Annotated in this window: 16 protein-coding genes; 8 read left to right on the forward strand and 8 right to left on the reverse strand. The window is 71.0% G+C overall.

The window, feature by feature from the left end:
• Positions 1-157: 157 nt before the first annotated feature.
• Both ACM26Y_RS02945 and ACM26Y_RS02950 read left to right on the forward strand, forming a co-directional pair.
• Positions 158-1,588, forward strand: coding sequence for a phospholipase D-like domain-containing protein (locus ACM26Y_RS02945; protein ID WP_416062595.1), 1,431 nt, complete (start codon positions 158-160; stop codon positions 1,586-1,588).
• A 256-nt stretch (positions 1,589-1,844) separates the two neighbouring features.
• Positions 1,845-4,370 (forward strand): ATP-dependent Clp protease ATP-binding subunit, encoded by a 2,526-nt coding sequence (locus tag ACM26Y_RS02950; RefSeq protein ID WP_010594602.1) that lies wholly within the window; start codon positions 1,845-1,847, stop codon positions 4,368-4,370.
• A 70-nt stretch (positions 4,371-4,440) separates the two neighbouring features.
• Here ACM26Y_RS02950 and ACM26Y_RS02955 read toward each other — a convergent pair whose 3' ends face one another.
• On the reverse strand, positions 4,441-5,034 hold the full coding sequence (locus tag ACM26Y_RS02955) for a TIGR03086 family metal-binding protein (RefSeq protein WP_416062596.1): 594 nt from the start codon (positions 5,032-5,034) through the stop codon (positions 4,441-4,443).
• A gap of 94 nt (positions 5,035-5,128) precedes the next feature.
• Between ACM26Y_RS02955 and ACM26Y_RS02960 the strand changes: the two genes are divergently transcribed.
• Positions 5,129-6,076, forward strand: a complete 948-nt coding sequence (locus ACM26Y_RS02960; protein WP_416062597.1) for a helix-turn-helix transcriptional regulator — start codon at positions 5,129-5,131, stop codon at positions 6,074-6,076.
• A 9-nt stretch (positions 6,077-6,085) separates the two neighbouring features.
• Here ACM26Y_RS02960 and ACM26Y_RS02965 read toward each other — a convergent pair whose 3' ends face one another.
• Positions 6,086-6,859: a PIG-L deacetylase family protein gene (locus ACM26Y_RS02965; RefSeq protein WP_416062598.1), complete on the reverse strand. Its 774-nt coding sequence runs from the start codon at positions 6,857-6,859 to the stop codon at positions 6,086-6,088.
• A 106-nt stretch (positions 6,860-6,965) separates the two neighbouring features.
• Between ACM26Y_RS02965 and ACM26Y_RS02970 the strand changes: the two genes are divergently transcribed.
• Entirely contained in the window at positions 6,966-8,165 is a 1,200-nt protein-coding gene (locus ACM26Y_RS02970) for an acyl-CoA dehydrogenase family protein (protein ID WP_289377104.1), read from the forward strand.
• Between the two features lie 18 nt (positions 8,166-8,183).
• On the opposite strand, the gene ACM26Y_RS02975 is transcribed toward ACM26Y_RS02970, so the two are convergent.
• Both ACM26Y_RS02975 and ACM26Y_RS02980 read right to left on the reverse strand, forming a co-directional pair.
• The gene (locus tag ACM26Y_RS02975; protein ID WP_416062599.1) at positions 8,184-11,030 is read right to left on the reverse strand and encodes an ATP-binding protein; all 2,847 of its coding nucleotides are present in this window, start codon (positions 11,028-11,030) and stop codon (positions 8,184-8,186) included.
• 47 nt (positions 11,031-11,077) lie between these two features.
• Complete coding sequence (locus ACM26Y_RS02980) at positions 11,078-11,695, reverse strand: YrhK family protein (protein ID WP_054371506.1); 618 nt, start codon at positions 11,693-11,695, stop codon at positions 11,078-11,080.
• Positions 11,696-11,874: 179 nt separating this feature from the next.
• Between ACM26Y_RS02980 and ACM26Y_RS02985 the strand changes: the two genes are divergently transcribed.
• Entirely contained in the window at positions 11,875-12,315 is a 441-nt protein-coding gene (locus ACM26Y_RS02985) for an OsmC family protein (protein WP_003935986.1), read from the forward strand.
• 63 nt (positions 12,316-12,378) lie between these two features.
• On the opposite strand, the gene ACM26Y_RS02990 is transcribed toward ACM26Y_RS02985, so the two are convergent.
• Together ACM26Y_RS02990 and ACM26Y_RS02995 are read right to left on the reverse strand one after the other, a co-directional pair.
• Positions 12,379-12,882 carry a DUF1990 family protein gene (locus tag ACM26Y_RS02990; protein ID WP_416062600.1) on the reverse strand — a complete coding sequence of 168 codons (504 nt, stop codon included), beginning with the start codon at positions 12,880-12,882 and terminating at the stop codon, positions 12,379-12,381.
• 10 nt (positions 12,883-12,892) lie between these two features.
• Complete coding sequence (locus ACM26Y_RS02995; RefSeq protein WP_003935984.1) at positions 12,893-13,219, reverse strand: antibiotic biosynthesis monooxygenase family protein; 327 nt, start codon at positions 13,217-13,219, stop codon at positions 12,893-12,895.
• Positions 13,220-13,251: 32 nt separating this feature from the next.
• On the opposite strand from ACM26Y_RS02995, the gene ACM26Y_RS03000 reads away from it, so the two are divergent.
• Entirely contained in the window at positions 13,252-13,995 is a 744-nt protein-coding gene (locus ACM26Y_RS03000) for an alpha/beta fold hydrolase (protein WP_371384121.1), read from the forward strand.
• Positions 13,996-14,002: 7 nt separating this feature from the next.
• Here ACM26Y_RS03000 and ACM26Y_RS03005 read toward each other — a convergent pair whose 3' ends face one another.
• Entirely contained in the window at positions 14,003-14,878 is an 876-nt protein-coding gene (locus tag ACM26Y_RS03005; RefSeq protein WP_003935982.1) for an A/G-specific adenine glycosylase, read from the reverse strand.
• A 95-nt stretch (positions 14,879-14,973) separates the two neighbouring features.
• On the opposite strand from ACM26Y_RS03005, the gene ACM26Y_RS03010 reads away from it, so the two are divergent.
• Both ACM26Y_RS03010 and ACM26Y_RS03015 read left to right on the forward strand, forming a co-directional pair.
• Entirely contained in the window at positions 14,974-15,600 is a 627-nt protein-coding gene (locus tag ACM26Y_RS03010; RefSeq protein WP_003935981.1) for a carbonic anhydrase, read from the forward strand.
• Positions 15,601-15,658: 58 nt separating this feature from the next.
• Positions 15,659-16,432 carry a hypothetical protein gene (locus tag ACM26Y_RS03015; protein WP_040781906.1) on the forward strand — a complete coding sequence of 258 codons (774 nt, stop codon included), beginning with the start codon at positions 15,659-15,661 and terminating at the stop codon, positions 16,430-16,432.
• A gap of 39 nt (positions 16,433-16,471) precedes the next feature.
• On the opposite strand, the gene disA is transcribed toward ACM26Y_RS03015, so the two are convergent.
• A complete protein-coding gene (gene disA / locus ACM26Y_RS03020) occupies positions 16,472-17,557 on the reverse strand; it encodes a DNA integrity scanning diadenylate cyclase DisA (protein ID WP_003935979.1) in 1,086 nt (361 codons plus the stop codon).
• Positions 17,558-17,635: the final 78 nt, after the last annotated feature.

The following is a 17,635-nucleotide window of genomic DNA, read 5'->3' on the forward strand; positions in this document are numbered from 1 at the left end:
GGTCGTCGTGGTGTGCGGATTACGTTCCCCTATTCGTCCGAAAGCGGAGCGGTCGTTCGGAACGGTGTGGTGCCGGGAAGCGGAGACAAACGTCACAACGGCCCGCGCTTTCGCCCGTCGCGGCGCGCGGGCGCAATTCCCGGGTAGCGTGTCGGCCATGGCAGAGCGGATTGCCGTCCCGGGTGAGACGTGCTGGCGGATCGATCGGGCCGATCGTCTCGCCTGCATCGTCGACGCCGCCGACTATTTCCGGTACGCCAAGTCGGCGATGCTGCAGGCGCGCCGGCGGATCCTCCTGATCGGGTGGGACTTCGACACGCGGATCAAGTTCGAACCCGATCACAAGACCCTCGAGGGCCCGAACCGGCTGGGTGCGTTCCTCAAGTGGCTGCCGCGCCGGCAGCCGGACCTCGAGGTGATGCTGCTGAAGTGGAACATCGGCGCATTCGCGGCCATCGGGCGCGGGATGACACCCGTCTTCGTGCTGAACTGGCTGAGCGACCCCCGGCTCCGGCTTGAGATCGACGGCGCCCACCCGGTGGGCGCGGCGCATCACCAGAAGATCATCGTGATCGACGACGTCGTCGCGTTCTGCGGTGGCATCGACATGACCGTCGATCGGTGGGACACCAGCGAGCATCCCGACCACAGTCGCTACCGGCGGGAGCCGAACGGCCGCCGGTACGGACCGTGGCACGACGTCACCACGGCGGTGGACGGCGCGGCCGCCCACGCGATCGGTGAGCAGGCCCGTGCCCGGTGGAAAGCAGCGACGGGCGAGGACCTCGAACCGGTCGAGGCGGACCACACCATCTGGCCCGACGGGTTGCGCCCGGCGCTGCGCGACGTCGACGTCGCCGTCGCCCGCACTTTGCCCGAACTCCGCGACCGGGCGGAGGTCCGGGAGATCGAAGCCCTCTACCTGGCGGTGATCGCCGGCGCCCGTCGCACGCTCTACATGGAGAGCCAGTACCTGGCGTCCCGGACCCTCGCCGAAGCCCTCGCGAAGCGGCTGCACGAACCGGACGGCCCGCAGATCGTGCTGGTCCTGCCGCGCAACGCCGAGGGGTGGCTCGAGCAGAAAGCGATGGACGGTGCCCGTCGCAAGCTGCTGCACATGCTGTGGAACGCCGACGTCCACGGGCGGTTCGCCGCCTATTACCCGGTCACCGCGGGCGGAGCACCGATCTACGTGCACGCGAAGGTCGTCGTCATGGACGACGTGCTGCTGCGCATCGGCTCGTCGAACCTGAACAACCGGTCCCTGGGCTTCGACACCGAGTGCGATCTCTTCGTCGAGGCGGACCACGAGGGCGACCACATCAGCCGTGCGGTCGTCGAGATGCGCGAGCGCCTGCTGTCCGAACACCTGGGGGTGTCCCCGGAGGACGTCGCGTCCGCGGTCCGGTCCGAAGGCTCGCTCGTCGCCGCGGTGGAACGCCTGCGCGGACCGGGCCGGACGCTCGAGCGGTTCGAGCCCGGCACCGTCGCCGACGAGGACAGTCCCCTCGCGGAGAACGAACTCGTCGACCCCGAACGCGCCCCGCAGCGCGTCGGGCAGCGCATTCGCCGGTTGATGCCCCGCTGAGCAGCGTGTTCGCTGCTGGCGTACACGGAGGTGGGAACGCGGGGTCGACGTGCAGCGTTACCCCTCGTAACCGGAGTTGCCGCCGGTGCCGATCGGGTGGAGGGGCAGCGCCTCGAAACGGCGGCAACTAGAGTGTCGAGTGGGGTCGTGGAACCTGGTTCCACTCGACGACTCGAGTGCCGGAGCGAAACGCGGCAGCCGGGTCCGGAACGATCCGCGTACCGGACCTGTCGGCCGGAGAGTGTGAGGGAGTGCGATGTTCGAAAGGTTCACCGATCGCGCGCGGCGCGTCGTCGTCCTGGCTCAGGAAGAGGCCAGGATGCTCAACCACAACTACATCGGCACGGAGCACATTCTCCTGGGCCTCATTCACGAAGGCGAGGGCGTAGCGGCCAAGTCGCTCGAATCTTTGGGGATCTCCCTCGAAGGCGTCCGCAGCCAGGTCGAGGAGATCATCGGCCAGGGACAGCAGGCCCCGTCGGGTCACATCCCGTTCACGCCCCGTGCCAAGAAGGTGCTCGAGCTCAGCCTGCGTGAGGCGCTGCAGCTCGGCCACAACTACATCGGTACCGAGCACATCCTGCTCGGCCTCATCCGCGAGGGTGAGGGCGTCGCGGCGCAGGTGCTCGTCAAGCTCGGCGCGGACCTGAACCGGGTGCGTCAGCAGGTCATCCAGCTGCTCTCCGGATACCAGGGCAAGGAGCCCCAGGAATCCGGCACCAGCCGTGGCGAGGCCGGCACCCCGTCGACGTCGCTGGTGCTCGATCAGTTCGGCCGCAACCTCACGCAGGCCGCGCTCGAAGGCAAGCTCGACCCCGTCATCGGACGCGCGAAGGAAATCGAGCGCGTGATGCAGGTCCTGAGCCGTCGCACCAAGAACAACCCGGTGCTCATCGGCGAGCCGGGCGTCGGCAAGACCGCCGTCGTCGAGGGCCTGGCGCAGGCCATCGTCAACGGTGAGGTCCCCGAGACCCTCAAGGACAAGCAGCTCTACACCCTCGACCTCGGTTCGCTGGTCGCGGGCAGCCGTTACCGCGGTGACTTCGAGGAACGCCTGAAGAAGGTCCTCAAGGAGATCAACAGCCGCGGCGACATCATCCTGTTCATCGACGAGCTGCACACGCTGGTCGGTGCGGGTGCCGCCGAGGGTGCCATCGACGCGGCGTCGATCCTGAAGCCGAAGCTGGCGCGCGGCGAGCTGCAGACCATCGGTGCCACCACCCTCGACGAGTACCGCAAGTACATCGAGAAGGACGCCGCTCTCGAGCGCCGGTTCCAGCCGGTGCAGGTCGGCGAGCCCACGGTCGAGCACACCATCGAGATCCTCAAGGGTCTGCGCGACCGGTACGAGGCGCACCACCGCGTGTCCATCACCGACAAGGCACTGGTCGCCGCGGCGAGCCTCGCGGACCGCTACATCAACGACCGCTTCCTGCCGGACAAGGCGATCGACCTCATCGACGAGGCCGGTGCGCGCATGCGCATCCGCCGGATGACCGCGCCGCCGGACCTGCGCGAGTTCGACGACAAGATCGCCGACGCACGCCGGGAGAAGGAGTCCGCGATCGACGCGCAGGACTTCGAGAAGGCCGCGAACCTGCGCGACAAGGAGAAGCAGCTCGTCGCGCAGCGTGCCGAGCGCGAGAAGCAGTGGCGCGCCGGTGATCTCGACGTCATCGCCGAGGTCGACGAGGAGCAGATCGCCGAGGTCCTCGCCAACTGGACCGGTATCCCGGTGTTCAAGCTCACCGAGGAGGAGACCACCCGTCTGCTCCGTATGGAGGACGAGCTGCACAAGCGGATCATCGGCCAGGAGGACGCCGTCAAGGCCGTCGCCAAGGCGATCCGGCGTACCCGCGCCGGCCTGAAGGACCCGAAGCGTCCCGCCGGTTCGTTCATCTTCGCCGGCCCGTCCGGCGTCGGAAAGACCGAGCTGTCGAAGGCGCTCGCGAACTTCCTGTTCGGCGAGGACGACGCGCTCATCCAGATCGACATGGGCGAGTTCCACGACCGGTTCACCGCGTCACGGCTGTTCGGTGCCCCTCCGGGCTACGTCGGCTACGAAGAGGGTGGCCAGCTCACCGAGAAGGTGCGCCGCAAGCCGTTCTCCGTGGTTCTGTTCGACGAGATCGAGAAGGCCCACCAGGAGATCTACAACACCCTCCTGCAGGTCCTCGAGGACGGCCGCCTCACCGACGGCCAGGGACGCACGGTCGACTTCAAGAACACCGTGCTGATCTTCACCTCGAACCTCGGTACCGCCGACATCTCGAAGGCGGTGGGCCTGGGCTTCACCAAGGGCACCGGCGCGGAGTCGAACTACGAGCGGATGAAGCTCAAGGTCAACGACGAGCTCAAGAAGCACTTCCGGCCCGAGTTCCTCAACCGCATCGACGACATCATCGTCTTCCACCAGCTCACCCAGGAGCAGATCATCGAGATGGTGGACCTGATGATCGGTCGTGTCGAGGTGCAGCTGAAGAACAAGGACATGGGCATCGAGCTCACCGAGAAGGCGAAGTCGCTGCTCGCCAAGCGCGGCTTCGACCCCGTCCTCGGCGCCCGGCCGCTGCGTCGCACGATCCAGCGCGAGATCGAGGACCAGCTCTCGGAGAAGATCCTCTTCAACGAGATCGGCCCCGGCCAGATCGTCCTGGTCGACGTCGAAGGCTGGGACGGCGAGGGTGCCGGCGAGAACGCGAAGTTCACCTTCACCCCGAGCGAGAAGCCGGCGGCGGTGCCCGACACCCCGGCGGTGGCCCTGGCCAAGGACGCCGAGTAGTCCTGCTGTAGCGAACGCCGACGGGCGGCACCCATTGCGGGTGCCGCCCGTCGGCGTCGGTGTGTCCGGCTCAGCGCCGCCAGGCCGCGGTGTTCCGCCCGGACCAGTTCGCGAGCCGTTCGAGGGGGCTCGCATCCGGCGCGGATTCGACGACCGTGCCGAAGGGAACCCGTCCGCCGCGCCCGGCCGCGGGAATCGTCCGGCGCGCGACGGCGAATGCGGCCTCCACGAGCGCCGTGTCGGGTTCGGCCGGCAGACCGGTGGCGGCGGAAAGGTCCCACCCGTGCACGAGAGCCTCGTTGAGGTTGCTCAGCACCGCGGCGCGTCCGGGCACCGTTCCCCACGGCGCGACGACGGGCCGGTCGAGCAGCTCGTCGTCGCTCCACACCTTCCGGTAGTGGGCCTGCGCCCGCTCGAGTTCGGCTCGCCACGCGTCGTCGGGGACGCCGGTGAGGAATTCCGGGATGCTCAGCGGGTCGCCGCCGTCGCCGATCACCCGCCCCCTGTCCACGGTTGCGACGAGGTGGCCGAGCAGGGCCCGCACGTCGAAATCCGGGCACGGGGTCGGGTCGGTCATCTGCTCGGGGCGCACTCGCGCGAACAGCAGATCCACCCACGCCAGGGCGTCACGGTAGAGGGGACGAGGATCTATGGCGGTGCTCATGTCCGGCCTTCCTGTGGTGTGTCGATGTCGGCGGACACGATGCTTCCGTCGAAACACGACATCTCCTGTCAGGTATCTCTGCGAGAGTGCGGGTATGCGTGCGGATCGGCTGCTGTCCCTCGTCCTACTGCTGCGGCACCGCGGCCTGATGACCGCGCCCGCGATCGCCCGGGAACTCGAGGTGTCGGTGCGCACCGTGCTGCGCGACATCGAGGCGTTGTCCACGGCAGGCATCCCCGTCTACGCCGAACGGGGACGCGCCGGCGGGTACGCGTTGCTGCCCGGCTTCACCACCGACCTGACCGGTCTGACCGTCGACGAGGCGACCGCCCTGCTCGCGGCGAGCGCCTCGGCGACGCCCGACTCGCTCGGTATGGCGCCCGCGTTCGCGTCGGCGATGCGGAAGGTGACCGTGGCGCTACCCGAGGCGCAGCGCACCGCCGCGGCCCGGGTCGGGGAGCGGATCGTGGTCAGTTCGGCGGGGTGGGTGGTCGATCCCCAGCGGGACGAGCACCTCGGCATCGTCCAGCAGGCAGTGTTCACCGATCGTCGCCTGCGTATCCGCTACCGCTCCCGTGGCGCCGAGGCGCGGTGGCGGACCGTCGACCCGCTCGGGTTGGTCAGCGCGGCGGGCCGCTGGTATCTGGTGGCGCTGCATCGCGGCGCCGAACGCACCTACCGCCTCTCCCGCGTGGAGCAGGTGCAACTGCTCGACACCGCGGCGCACCGCCCGCCCGACGTCGACCTCGCCCGGATCTGGCAGCGGCGCCGCGCCGAGTTTCGGGCCGGCCTGGGCACGGTCACCGCCGCCGTGCAGATCCGGGACCGGCGCCGGGAAGACCTCGCGGCGATCGCGATCCGCGTCGTCGCGCAGCGGCCCACAGGCGACGGATGGTGGGCGGTCGAGGTCGAGTTCGGTGGGGCCGCCCACGCCGGTGCCGCGATGTGGCAGCTCGGCGACGACGCCGAACTGCTCGGACCGCCCGAGCTCCGCGAGCAGGTCCGGTCGGCGGCCGAGCGCCTCGCCGAGCGGCACCGGTAGACCGGCCTGTCACCATGCCGCCGCCGTTCCTGTCGCCGCCGTTCCTGTCACCGCCTCGTCCCGGTCGGGGACGCGGAGTGCGTCGACGAACGCCTCCTCCGCGATCTGGGCCGCGTAGATCGCCGGGTCGATCCGCGCGACGAGGTCGCCGGTCTGGGTGGCCATGGCCCGCAGCGCGGTGAGTTTGCGGTCGAGCTCGGGTCCCCGCAGCCGGACGTGGACCGCGAGCAGCTCCTCGGGGACACCGGTGGGGCGCTCGTCGCTCATGTACATGCCCCATTCCTCGTAGAGGTCCCGGAACCGGGCGAGATGCTCCACGGTCGGGGTGGCGTACAGCAACCGGGACCGGCAGCCGCGGTCACGCCAGGCGCGGGTGACCCAGCGGTGTACGGCGTTGTGGTCCGGGTGGTAGGTCATTCCGTCGGCACCGAAGGTCAGGATCGTGTCGGGGCGCAGATCGTCGAGGAGCCGACCGGCCCATGCGAGACCGGCGTCGTCGTGATCGGCGAGGGCGCCGTCCGGCAGGCCGAGGACGTGGTGCTCCTCGACACCGAGCACGGCCAGGGCGGCGGCCGCTTCCCAGCGGCGGACCCGGGCCAGCCGTTCCGGCGGCCACGAGCGGGGGTCTGCGGTTCCGTGCTCGCCGGCGCTGGCCGAGGCGCACACGACGCGCCGGCCGGCGTCGCGGGCGGCAGCCATGATCCCCGCGGCGAGATAGGTCTCGTCGTCGGGGTGGGCCCAGATCGACAGGATGGTCCCGAGCCGGGAGGTCGTCGCGTTCATGTCTGCCACGGTGCGGGAGGGGACTCCCACGGCGCCCCCATGTGCTCTCGTGGCGGTGTGATCCGGTGGGAGCGCGACGGGAGCGGACCGGCGCATCGTCGTGGCCATGGACACCACACTCACCATGAACTCGACCCGAGACGCGACGGCGGCCGAGCTGCCGACCGAGATGCTGGAGCGGTTCCGCTCCCGTGCCGGCGAACTCGACCGGTCCAACTCCTACTTCGACGAGGACCTCGCGGAACTGCGAGCTGCCGGCTACCTCGGCGCGGCCGTACCCGTCCGCTACGGGGGATGGGGTCTCGATCTGGTCCGGCTGGCCGCAAGTCAGCGGCGCCTCGCGCGCTACGCCCCGGCGACCGCGCTGGCGATGACGATGCACTCGTACTGGATCGGGATGGCGACCGAACTGGAACGCACGGGCGACACGTCGCTCCGCTGGATCTCGGAGGCCGCGGTGGCCGGCGACGTGTTCGCTGCCGGACATGCCGAGACGGGCAACGACATCCCGGTACTCCTGTCGACGTGCCGGGCGCAGCGCGTGGCGGGCGGCTATCGCCTGACCGGCCGCAAACAGTTCGGCTCCAACGGTCCGGCGTGGCGGTGGCTCGGCGCGCATGCCATCGATGCGGACGCGGCCGGCGGGCCGCACATCGTGCACGCGTTCGTCGAACGAGGCAGCGCGGGGGTGAACGTCGTGCCGACGTGGGACACCCTCGGTATGCGGCCGACGCAGAGCCACGACACGGTTCTCGACGACGTCTTCGTTCCCGACGACCGCATCGGGCGGGTGGTCCCCGCGGGCGACGGCAGCGATCCGTTTCTCGTGGCGATGACGATGTGGCCGCTTTCGCTCATGGCGGCGGTGTATCTGGGAATCGCCGACCGCGCCCTCGAACTCGCCGTCCGCAGCGCCCGCCGCAAGACATCGGTGGCGATCGAGCGGGGCGCGTACGCCTACAACCCGTTCGTGCAGCACCAGGTTGCACAGATGTACCTCGAGCTGGACGCCGCCTCGGCGACGCTCGACCGGTTCGTCGCGGACTGGGTGGCCGGCGCGGACCACGGCGACGAATGGGTTCCCAAGGTGTATGCGATGAAGTGGCGGGCGGTGGAAGCGGCCAAACGAGTCGTCGACATTGCTCTCGACGTGACCGGCGGCGCCGGCATGTTCACCGGGAACGAGCTCGAACGTCTCTACCGCGACGTGCGGTGCGGGGGATTCCACCCCGGGAACGACGCGCTCACCCACGAACTCGTCGGCAAGTCGTTGCTCGGCATCCTCGGCGAACAGCCCCGATGGTGAGGTTCTGACCCCCGGCGGTCACAGGGCGCGGAGCGCATGCTCGGCGGCGGCCTCGCCGTCGAGCATCGCGCCGCGTCGCCGCGCCGCCTCGTACTCGTCGTCGCCGAGCTCGGTGCGCAGCCGCACGCCGAGGTCGTCCAGGGCCACCTCGTCGGCGCCGAAGATGCGGTGACCGGCCGCTGTCGCACGCACGGCCCCCTCGAGTACCGCCGCGTCGTGGTAGCGGCCCAGGCGTTCGAGAAGTCCGGCGATCGAGCGCAGCATCGTCCACTGCGTCGACCACACCCCGGCCCGCCGCCAGTGCGGGATCAGCCGCCGGTACTCGGCGGCGGCCGCCACAGGGTCACCGATCCGGGCGTCGATGGACGCCTTCGACGCACCGGCGAGGCCGGTCACGAAGGAGGCGTTCGTCTGCTCCGCGATCTCCAGGGCCCGTGCGAAGCGGGCTCGGGCCCGTTCGACGTCGACCGCCAGGTCCGCCTCCCCGGCGCAGTACCAGACGTACGCCGCGTGCGGCGTACGTGCATCGCCGATCTCGACGAGGAGTGTCGCGGCCAGCCCGACGGCGGCCGGTGCGCCCGCATAGCCCAGCGGCAGCAGCTCGCTGGCACGTGCCATGAGGCGCTGCGCCGGGTCGTGCACGGCTGCCGCGGCGGCCCGCCGGTACCAGGCGGCAGCCGCGTCCAGATGGCCTTCGAACAACTCGTAGCTCCCGCGGACGGTCAGCGCTTCAGCAGCCGGCTCGGTCTTCACCCGCTCGACCGCGCGCAGCGCACCGGCGCTGAGCCGGCCGGTCTCGGGTACGTCGCCGGACATCCACGCCGCGTAGGCGGCCACCACCTGCACGCGCGCAGCGAACGGGCTGCGCCCCTCCGGGTCGGCCGCGATCACCATCCGGGCCCAGTTCAGTACATCCGGTCGCAACCGGAAGATCCCGTAGTCCAGCAGGGCATTGACGAGGCGGCCCGCAAGGGCGATCTCGTCGTGGTCGAGCAACCAGCCGAGCGCACTGCGCAACTCCGGTACGGCAGCGTCGATCTGCGACAGGACCGGCTCACCCGGCTGCAGCAGTCGGGAATCCGCGTGGTCGACCCACTCGACCAGGTGCCGGGCGTGCCGCTCCGCGATCGTGTCGGCCCGGCCCGTGCGGACGAGCTGTTCGGTGCCGAACGCCCGCAGCGTCTCGAGAAGCATGTACCGGCGACCGGGTATCCGCATCACCAGCGAACGCTCCACGAGGTGCGTCAACGCCGCGACGGTCGTCCCGGGATCCGTGCCGCAGACCGCCGCGGCGTCGGCCGCGTCGAACGAGCCGGCGAACACCGACAGGTCCGCGAAGGTCCGTCGCAGATCCTCCGGGAGCAGCCCGAACGACCACGACACGGCCGCGGCCAGCGACCCGTGCCGCGGTGTCGTGCGGTACCCCGACGCCAGCAGCTCGAAGCGGTGGTCCAGGCCCGCCGCGACCTCCGCGACCTCGTGGGTGTGCAGGCACGCCGCCGCCAGCTCGATTGCCAACGGCAACCCGTCCAGGCGACGCACGATCTCGGCGATGCAGGCGCGTTCCCGCCCGTCCGGCTCGAATCCGGGGACGACGGCCCGCGCCCGCTCCTCGAACAGCCGCACGGCCGGGGCGTCCTCCCCGTCGTACGCCAGCGTCGGCACCCTGCGGACGTACTCGCCCACCACGCGCAGCCGCTCCCGGCTCGTCGCCACGACCCGCACGTTCGCACATGTGCCGAGCAGGCGTTCGACGAAGGCGGCGATCGGCTCGAGCACGTGCTCGCAGTTGTCGAGCAGCAACACGATCTCGGTCTCGCCCAGCACGTCGGCCACCCGCTCGGCGAGTGCGGTGCCGGGACGGGCGTCGATCCGCAGGGCGGCGGCGACCACATCGACCGCCGAGCCCGGTTCGGCAGTGGCCAGCTCGCACAGCACCACCGGACGGTCGGGCCGGACGGCGCGGAGCCGGTGCCCGGCCTCGAGGAGCAACCGGGTCTTGCCGACTCCACCCGGACCGACCAGGGTCACCAGTCGCCCCGACTTCGTCAGCCCGGTCACCTCCGCCGCGAGAGCGTCCCGGCCTACGAGTGACGTCGCCGGAACCGGCAGCCGGCCCACCGGAGCCCACACCCGATCGGGGGCGCCGGCCAGCAGTTCCGCGTGCTGGGCCGCCAGTGCCGGCGACGGCTCGATGCCCAGCTCGTCGCCGATCAGCCGCCGGAAATCGTCGTACACGCGGAGCGCTTCCGCCCGGCGTCCGGTTGCCGCGAGCGCCGTCATCAGCAGCGCACGCGGTCGTTCCCTCGACGGCTGCGCGTCGGCCAGTGCGGTCAGTTCGGCGACGAGACCGTCGGTGTCGCCCCGCGCGAGCCGGGTCTCGGCCCGCACCTCCCGGGCCCGGAAACGCAGTTCCTCCAGCCGCGTCGCCTCCATGCGGGCCTCGTCCACGTCGTCGAGTTCCGGGTAGGCAGGACCCTGCCAGCGCGAGAGCACGGCGTCGATCTCGGCGGTATCGGTTCCTCCCGCCGTCGAGACCGCGACGAGGCGGTCGGCGTCGACATCCACGCGGGCCGGATCGAGCCGGTAGCCCTCGCCGACGGACTCGATCAGGCCGTGGGGCAGGCCACGACGCAGCCGGAACATGTGGTTCTGCAGGGCGGCGGCCGGATCCGCCGGCAGCCTGGACGGCCACAGGGCCTCGACGGCGGAGTGCGCCGGCACCACCCGGCCCCGCCGAAGCACCAGCAGGGCCAGCAGGCGCCGTTGCAGCAGCCCGTCGGGAGTGATGTCCTGACGATCCCCGTCCAGCACCCGGATCGGGCCGAGCACCTCGACCCGCACCCGGTCGCCACCCGTGGCCACGCCTCCATTGGACCACCCGGGCCGGTCTCCTGCCGAGACTCGGGACGTCAGGTTCGATGCGGGTCCGGCGGGTCGGCCGGCCGCATCGACAACGCCGCGACGAGGAAACACAGCGCCCCGACGAAGGTGCCGAGGTCGGCGAGCCGTGGTGCGAACGTTGCGCCCGCCGGGTCGACGTGGGCGCCGACGGCCGAGGCGCCGAAGGCGAGCGAACCGAGCATGTTCAGCCAGGTGCTGCGCCAGTTGCGGGCGTGCGGGTCCCACAGCGCATCGGTGTCGGTGGTGGCCACTACCGCCAGGGCGCTGCTGACGAGGAAGCACACCGAGCCGACAGCGTCGGGGCGCCACACCAGATTTCGCTCCTCGGTCGCCGTCAGACCGGCGACGAGCGCGAATCCCGTGCTCACGTTGAATGCGAGCGTGCCGGCCCACTGCACCGCGGCCGACCACCAGTCGTACCGGTCCACGCGGGTCGCCACCGGCGGGCGGTGCGTCAGCAGCAACTGCACAGTCGCCGCCGCGGTGAAGAACCACGAGCCCACGAAGTAGAGCAGATTGGAGGTGGCGGCGGGGAGGACGAGCACGCCGCCGGCACCGGCCCCGAACAGGGCGGAACCGATGACGAACAGTCGCGATTCGCGGCGCAGCGTCGGCCGGGTGAACACACCCGCGAACCTAGCGGGCGCGGCTCGCCGCCGTGTGCCGGGGCGGCTCGCCGCCGTGTGCCGGGGCGGCTCGCCGCCGTGTGCCGGGGCGGCTCGCCGCCGTGCGGAAGCAGCGCCGCGCCGCGCGACGTGGCGTAGGTTCGGCTGAGAGAACACGCCACGACGAAAGGGACCGATCGATGCCCACACGTACCGCTCGCACAGCCTGGAACGGTGGCCTGCAGGACGGCGCAGGACAGGTCGAGCTCACGAGCTCCGGCCGCGCCACGTTCGACGTCTCGTTCCCCAAGCGGGCCGCGGACGACGCCGATGGCACCACCAGCCCGGAGGAACTCATCGCCGCGGCACACTCGTCGTGCTACGCGATGCAACTCTCGGCGCTGATCGCCGAGGCCGGCGGCACGCCGCAGAGCCTCGACGTCACGGCCGACGTCTCGCTCGGCCCGGACCCGAACGGCGGATTCCGGCTCACCGGCATCAAGCTGACGGTCCGCGGCGAGGTCGACGGTCTCGACGCCGACGGGTTCGCGAAGGCGGCGCAGGGAGCCAAGGAGGGCTGCCCGGTCAGCAAGGCCCTGACCGGAGTGGACATCACGCTCGACGCAGCGCTCGAATCCTGAGCGAACCGGCGAGTGCGCACGTCCCGCGGCGACGACCGCCGGGAGGTGCGCACTCGCGCCGTGTCAGCCGCCGGCGAGCGCGTCGAGGTAACGGCCCATCATCCACCGCTGAGCGAGCGGCAGCACCGGTGCGCCGAGGCGGGTGAACCAGCGACCGGGCCGGGAGACGGCAGTGATGTGCCCGAACACCGCGCCGTCGGGCCGGCGCTCGACCACGAACGACTCCTCCCCGCTGAGGGGGTGTCCCTCCAGCGTGCCGTAGGCGAAGCCACGACGGTCCGGCTCGTCCACGACGTAGACGACCCGGCACCATGACCCCCAGCGCGCCGGACCGATGGGGGGATCCAGCCGTACCTCCAGCCCCGCCCGCGGCGCGGGTGTATGCGAATCGACGCGAAAACCCGCATGCCGCTGCATATTCCAGTTCTCGAGTACCCGGACGGCGGTGCGGAATGCGACGTCGCCCGAGCCGAGGCGGGAGGTCAGGTGTGCGTGCCGGAACCCCGCCGGTGTCCCACCACGGGTCGCGCCGACGTGCGGGTAGTTGAACGGGCGCTGCGCGTTCACGTCGGCACGCTCAGCCGCGAGCGGTGTCCTCGCCGGCGGCTTTGACGTCGAGCACGACCTCGAATTCGAGCAGCGACGCGCCCGATGCGACCGGCCGCTTCGCCTCACCCGCGTGCGCCTGCCGGGCCGGGCCGTCCCGCCAGGCCGCGAACGCCTCCTCCGACTCCCACTGGGTCACCACGAAGTAGCGCGATTCGCCCTGCACGGGACGCAGGAGCTGGAATCCGAGGAAACCGGGGGAGTTCTCCACGGTGTGCGCCCGATGCGCGAAGCGTGTCTCCAGTTCCGGGCCGGCGCCCTCGGGGACCTCGATTGCGTTGATCTTCACCACTGCCATGGCGGCGAGCGTACTCCGCTACCTTGGCGGTTGTGTTGCACGACGAAGGTGGTTCCGGGCGGCCCATCCTGCTGCTGCACGGCCTGATGGGCAGCTCCCGCACGTGGCGACGGCACGTGCCGTGGCTGCGCAGCCACGGCCGCGTCCACACCTTCGATGCCGCCGGCCACGGGCGTCCCGCCCCGGACCGGCTCACCACCGAGGCGTTCGTCGCAGACCTCGCCGCGCACGTCGACGGCATCGGTGAACCCCTGGTGGTGATCGGGCACTCGATGGGCGCCCTGCACGGGTGGTGCTTCGCCGCCGCGTACCCCGACCGGGTGGCCGCCCTCGTCGTCGAGGACATGGCCCCCGACTTCCGTGGCCGGACCGCGGCGGACTGGGCCGCGATGATCGCGCAGTGGCCGCAACCGTTTCCGGACGAGGACGCGGTCGTCGGGTACTTCGGCGACGTCGCCGGACGGTACTTCCTCGATTCCTTCGAGCATCGCGCCGACGGCTGGTACCTGCACGGGGAGGTGGGCACCTTTCGGGACATCTCCGAGGAGTGGGGCGCCCGGCACTTCTGGGACCAGTGGCGGTCGATCTCGGTGCCGGCCCTGCTCGTCGAGGGCGAGTTCACCATCACGCCCGATGGGCAGATGCGGCGGATGGCCGCCGAGCACCCCCGGTCCCGGTACGTCCGGATCCCGGGCGCGGGGCACCTGGTGCACGACGAGCGCCCCGGCGAATACCGCGCCGAAGTCGAACGATTCCTCGACACGCTCGACGAGTGAGCGCGGCTCAGCCCTCGCCGGCGAGCGCGAAACGCCCGTCGTCGGTCTGCTCGACCAGGCCGTCCACGAGCAGCGAGTGCAGCGCCCGGTCCCGTTGCCCCGGATCCGCGAGCCACACCTGATCCAGCACCGGCCGCTCCACCGGGACGTCGCTCTCGCGCAACACCGCCATGAGCCTGCCTCGCACCTGCCGGTCGGTGCCCGTGAACTTCTGCACCCGGCGGGGCGGTCCGGCATGGGCGGGCCGCCCCGCCGACACCCACTCGCACCGCGGAAGCGGACACCGGGCGCAGTCGGGGGAGCGGGCCGTGCAGATCGTCGCGCCGAGTTCCATCAGGGCTGCGGAGAACGTCGCCGCCCGCTCGCGGGTGCGTGGCAACAGTGCCTCGACGTCGGCCAGGTCCCGCGTCGTCGAGGGATTGCCGGGCTCGGCCGCGCCGTGCACCGCGCGTGCGACGACCCGGCGGACGTTCGTGTCCACCACCGGGACACGCCGGCCGTACGCGAAACAGGCGACGGCACGCGCCGTGTAGGCGCCGATGCCGGGAAGGGTCAGCAGCACGTCCACGTCCGCCGGCACCTCGTCGCCGTGCTCGGCGGCCAGGACGCCGGCGCACTCGTGCAGCCGCAGGGCCCGTCGCGGATACCCGAGCTTGCCCCACGCGCGCAGCACGTCGGCCCGGCTCGACGCGGCCATCGCCGACGGCACCGGCCAGCGTTGCACCCACTCCAGCCAGATCGGGGCCACCCGAACCACCGGGGTCTGCTGCAGCATGACCTCGCTCATGAGGATCTGCCAGCCGGTGACGCCGTCCTCACGCCACGGCAGATCCCTCGCCTCGGCGGCGTACCAGCGCAGCAGGGCGGTCGCATCGACCGGCATCTCTCACGTCCTCCCGTCGGAATGTCGGGCCGATGTGACCTCGCGGTAACCCGGCCGTGCGAAGCGCGTCACAGGCGAGGGTGGATAATGTCCGCATGCCGAACTCCAACCCCATCTCTGCCTGGAAGGCCCTGACCGAGGGTAACCAGCGGTTCGTCAGTGGTACCCCGCTGCATCCCAGCCAGGGCATCGACCGTCGCGCCGAACTGGTCAACGGACAGCACCCCATCGCGGTGCTGTTCGGCTGCGGCGACTCCCGCGTGGCCGCCGAGATCATCTTCGACCAGGGCCTCGGTGACATGTTCGTCGTGCGCACCGCCGGTCACGTGATCGACGGCTCGGTCCTCGGCTCCATCGAGTACGCCGTGGGAATCCTGGACGTGCCGCTGATCATCGTGCTCGGTCACGACAGCTGCGGCGCGGTCAAGGCCACCCTGGACGCGCTCGACAAGGGGCAGATCCCGCCGGGATTCATCCGTGACATCGTCGAGCGTGTCGCACCGTCGATCCTCATGGGCCGCAACGACGGGCTGTCCACCGTCGACGAGCTCGAGGGCCGGCACGTGGTGGAAACCGCGAAGCTGCTCAGCCAGCGGTCGCAGATCATCGCCGAGCGCGTCGCCGACGGCCGCTGCGCCATCGCCGGCGTCACCTACAAGCTCTCCGACGGCCGTGTCCAGCTGCAGGGGCACGTCGGCGACATCGGTGTGACGGTCGACTGACGCGACACGCCGACTTCGGTGCGGCGGCCCTTCGCCGGTGGCACATACCGTGTGAGACGTGCTTGAACCGAACGGGCCGCTGCCCCCCGAGATCTACTGGCGTCGACGCGCGCTCGCCGTGGGTGTCGGCGTGGTCGTGCTTGCGCTCGTCGTGTGGCTCGTCCTGTCCCTGACCGGAGGGGGCGACGACCCGGAACCGGACCCGGCGGCCGCCGGCGTCCTGACGTCCGAGACCAGCACCACCCGCACCCCGACCAGCAGCACTGGGGACGAGGCGGACGACGACACGGCCGACGGTGTCGCCGCCGCCGGTCCCGGCGGGTCCTCCGGCGGCACCGAGTCGGGATCGTCCCAGCCGGGGTCGTCCCCGTCAAGCACGACGTCGGGGTCCGCCGCGTCATCGAGTTCCGCGGCGGCGAGCGCATCCGCCGTCGCCGCCGGCCAGTGCCCGGACCAGGCGCTCGCCGTGCGGGTGACCGCGGACCGGCCCAACTACCAGGTGGGCGAGGAACCCGAATTCACGATCGTCATCACCAACATCGGCACGACCGCGTGCGAGCGTGACCTCGGCGCGGGTCTGCAGCAGGTGCTGGTGTACTCACTCGACGGCAGCCGGCGGTTGTGGTCGAACACCGACTGCTTCCCCGAGTCGACCGCCGACGTGCGCAAACTGCCGCCGGGCGGTCAGGCCGCGTTCGCGGTGAAGTGGTCCGGAACGACTTCCGAACCCGGATGCCAGGCGCCGCGGGAGCGGGTTCCGGCCGGCGCCTACACAGTGGTCGGCCAGCTCGGCGGCCTGCGCAGCACGCCCGAGCCGTTCAACATCGCCTGATCCGTCGCCCTGTGCCCGATCGGCACCGGGGCCTGCGGATCAGTCGTACGGGCCGTTGATCGACGACTCCGCCAGCCGTGACAGGCCTTCGCGGATGGAGCGTGCCCACAGCCCGCCGATCCCCTCCACGGACTGCAGGTCCGCCGCCGTTGCCGCCAGCAGGCCCTGCAAGCTCCCGAACGAGCCCACCAGCCGGTGGATCTGCGAGGACTGCAGCCGCGGCACGCGGTGCAGCACGCGATAACCACGCGGACTCGTCGCGGTGTCCAGGGCCTCGATCGTGCCCGGATACCCGAACACGCGCGCCAGCGTCGTCAGATCCAGCAGGTCGACGTCGGTGAGCCGATCCAGCGCGGCGAGGGTCTGCTCGACTGCGACGAGCTGCGGGGCCTCCGAACCGGCCAGATAGTCCCGCACGATCAGCTGGCGGGCCAGGTCGTTGTCGCCCACCAGCTCCTCGAGCTGCAACGCCAGCTGGCGGCCGTCGGTGCCCAGTTGGAGCACCTCCTGTTCGATCTCCACCGAGACGCGCCGCACCATCTCGAGCCGCTGCGCGACGGTGAGCGCATCGCGCAGCGTCACGAAGTCCTCGATCTCCACCACCGAGAGCTGCCGGGTGACCTCGTCCAGCCGCGACTTGTAGCGTTCGAGCGTCGCGACGGCCTGGTTGGCGCGCGAGAGAATGGTGGCCGAATCGTTGATCACGTGCCGCTGACCGTCGACGTAGACGGTCACGATGCTCATCGACTGGCTCACCGACACCACCGGGTAGCCCGTCTGGATCGCGGTGCGCTCCGCGGCACGGTGCCGCGTGCCCGATTCGACGGTGGGGATCCGGTGATCGGGTACCAGCTGCACGTTGGCCCGCACGATCCGGCTGCCGTCGGTGGACACCACGACCGCGCCGTCCATCTTCGACAGCTCCCGCAGCCGGGTGGGGGCGAACTCCACGTCCAGCTCGAAGCCGCCGTCGCACAGCGCCGCCACCTCGTCGTCGAACCCGAGAACGATGAGGCCTCCGGTGCGGCCGCGCAGGATGCGCTCGAGACCGTCGCGCAGGGCGGTGCCGGGTGCAAGCCGGGCGATGGTCTCGCGCAGCGTCACGGACGGTGCCACATCGGTCATCGATGGTTCCTTTCCGTGTCCGGCCGGTGCGGCGAACGTCACTTCGTGTCGGTCCGACCGGGGGAGCCGACCGAACCG

The sequence above is a fragment of the Rhodococcus indonesiensis genome, assembly GCF_047782815.1.
GTDB lineage: Bacteria > Actinomycetota > Actinomycetes > Mycobacteriales > Mycobacteriaceae > Rhodococcus > Rhodococcus indonesiensis.

Coding starts and splice junctions, on each gene's coding strand:
- ACM26Y_RS02965 (WP_416062598.1), bottom strand. CDS start 6,859: ATGAACGCGACGACCTCCCGGCTCGGGACCATCCTGTCGATCTGGGCC.
- ACM26Y_RS02970 (WP_289377104.1), top strand. CDS start 6,966: ATGGACACCACACTCACCATGAACTCGACCCGAGACGCGACGGCGGCC.
- ACM26Y_RS03005 (WP_003935982.1), bottom strand. CDS start 14,878: ATGCCGGTCGATGCGACCGCCCTGCTGCGCTGGTACGCCGCCGAGGCG.
- ACM26Y_RS02955 (WP_416062596.1), bottom strand. CDS start 5,034: ATGAGCACCGCCATAGATCCTCGTCCCCTCTACCGTGACGCCCTGGCG.
- ACM26Y_RS02950 (WP_010594602.1), top strand. CDS start 1,845: ATGTTCGAAAGGTTCACCGATCGCGCGCGGCGCGTCGTCGTCCTGGCT.
- ACM26Y_RS02995 (WP_003935984.1), bottom strand. CDS start 13,219: ATGGCAGTGGTGAAGATCAACGCAATCGAGGTCCCCGAGGGCGCCGGC.
- ACM26Y_RS02960 (WP_416062597.1), top strand. CDS start 5,129: ATGCGTGCGGATCGGCTGCTGTCCCTCGTCCTACTGCTGCGGCACCGC.
- ACM26Y_RS02945 (WP_416062595.1), top strand. CDS start 158: ATGGCAGAGCGGATTGCCGTCCCGGGTGAGACGTGCTGGCGGATCGAT.
- disA (WP_003935979.1), bottom strand. CDS start 17,557: ATGACCGATGTGGCACCGTCCGTGACGCTGCGCGAGACCATCGCCCGG.
- ACM26Y_RS03010 (WP_003935981.1), top strand. CDS start 14,974: ATGCCGAACTCCAACCCCATCTCTGCCTGGAAGGCCCTGACCGAGGGT.
- ACM26Y_RS02985 (WP_003935986.1), top strand. CDS start 11,875: ATGCCCACACGTACCGCTCGCACAGCCTGGAACGGTGGCCTGCAGGAC.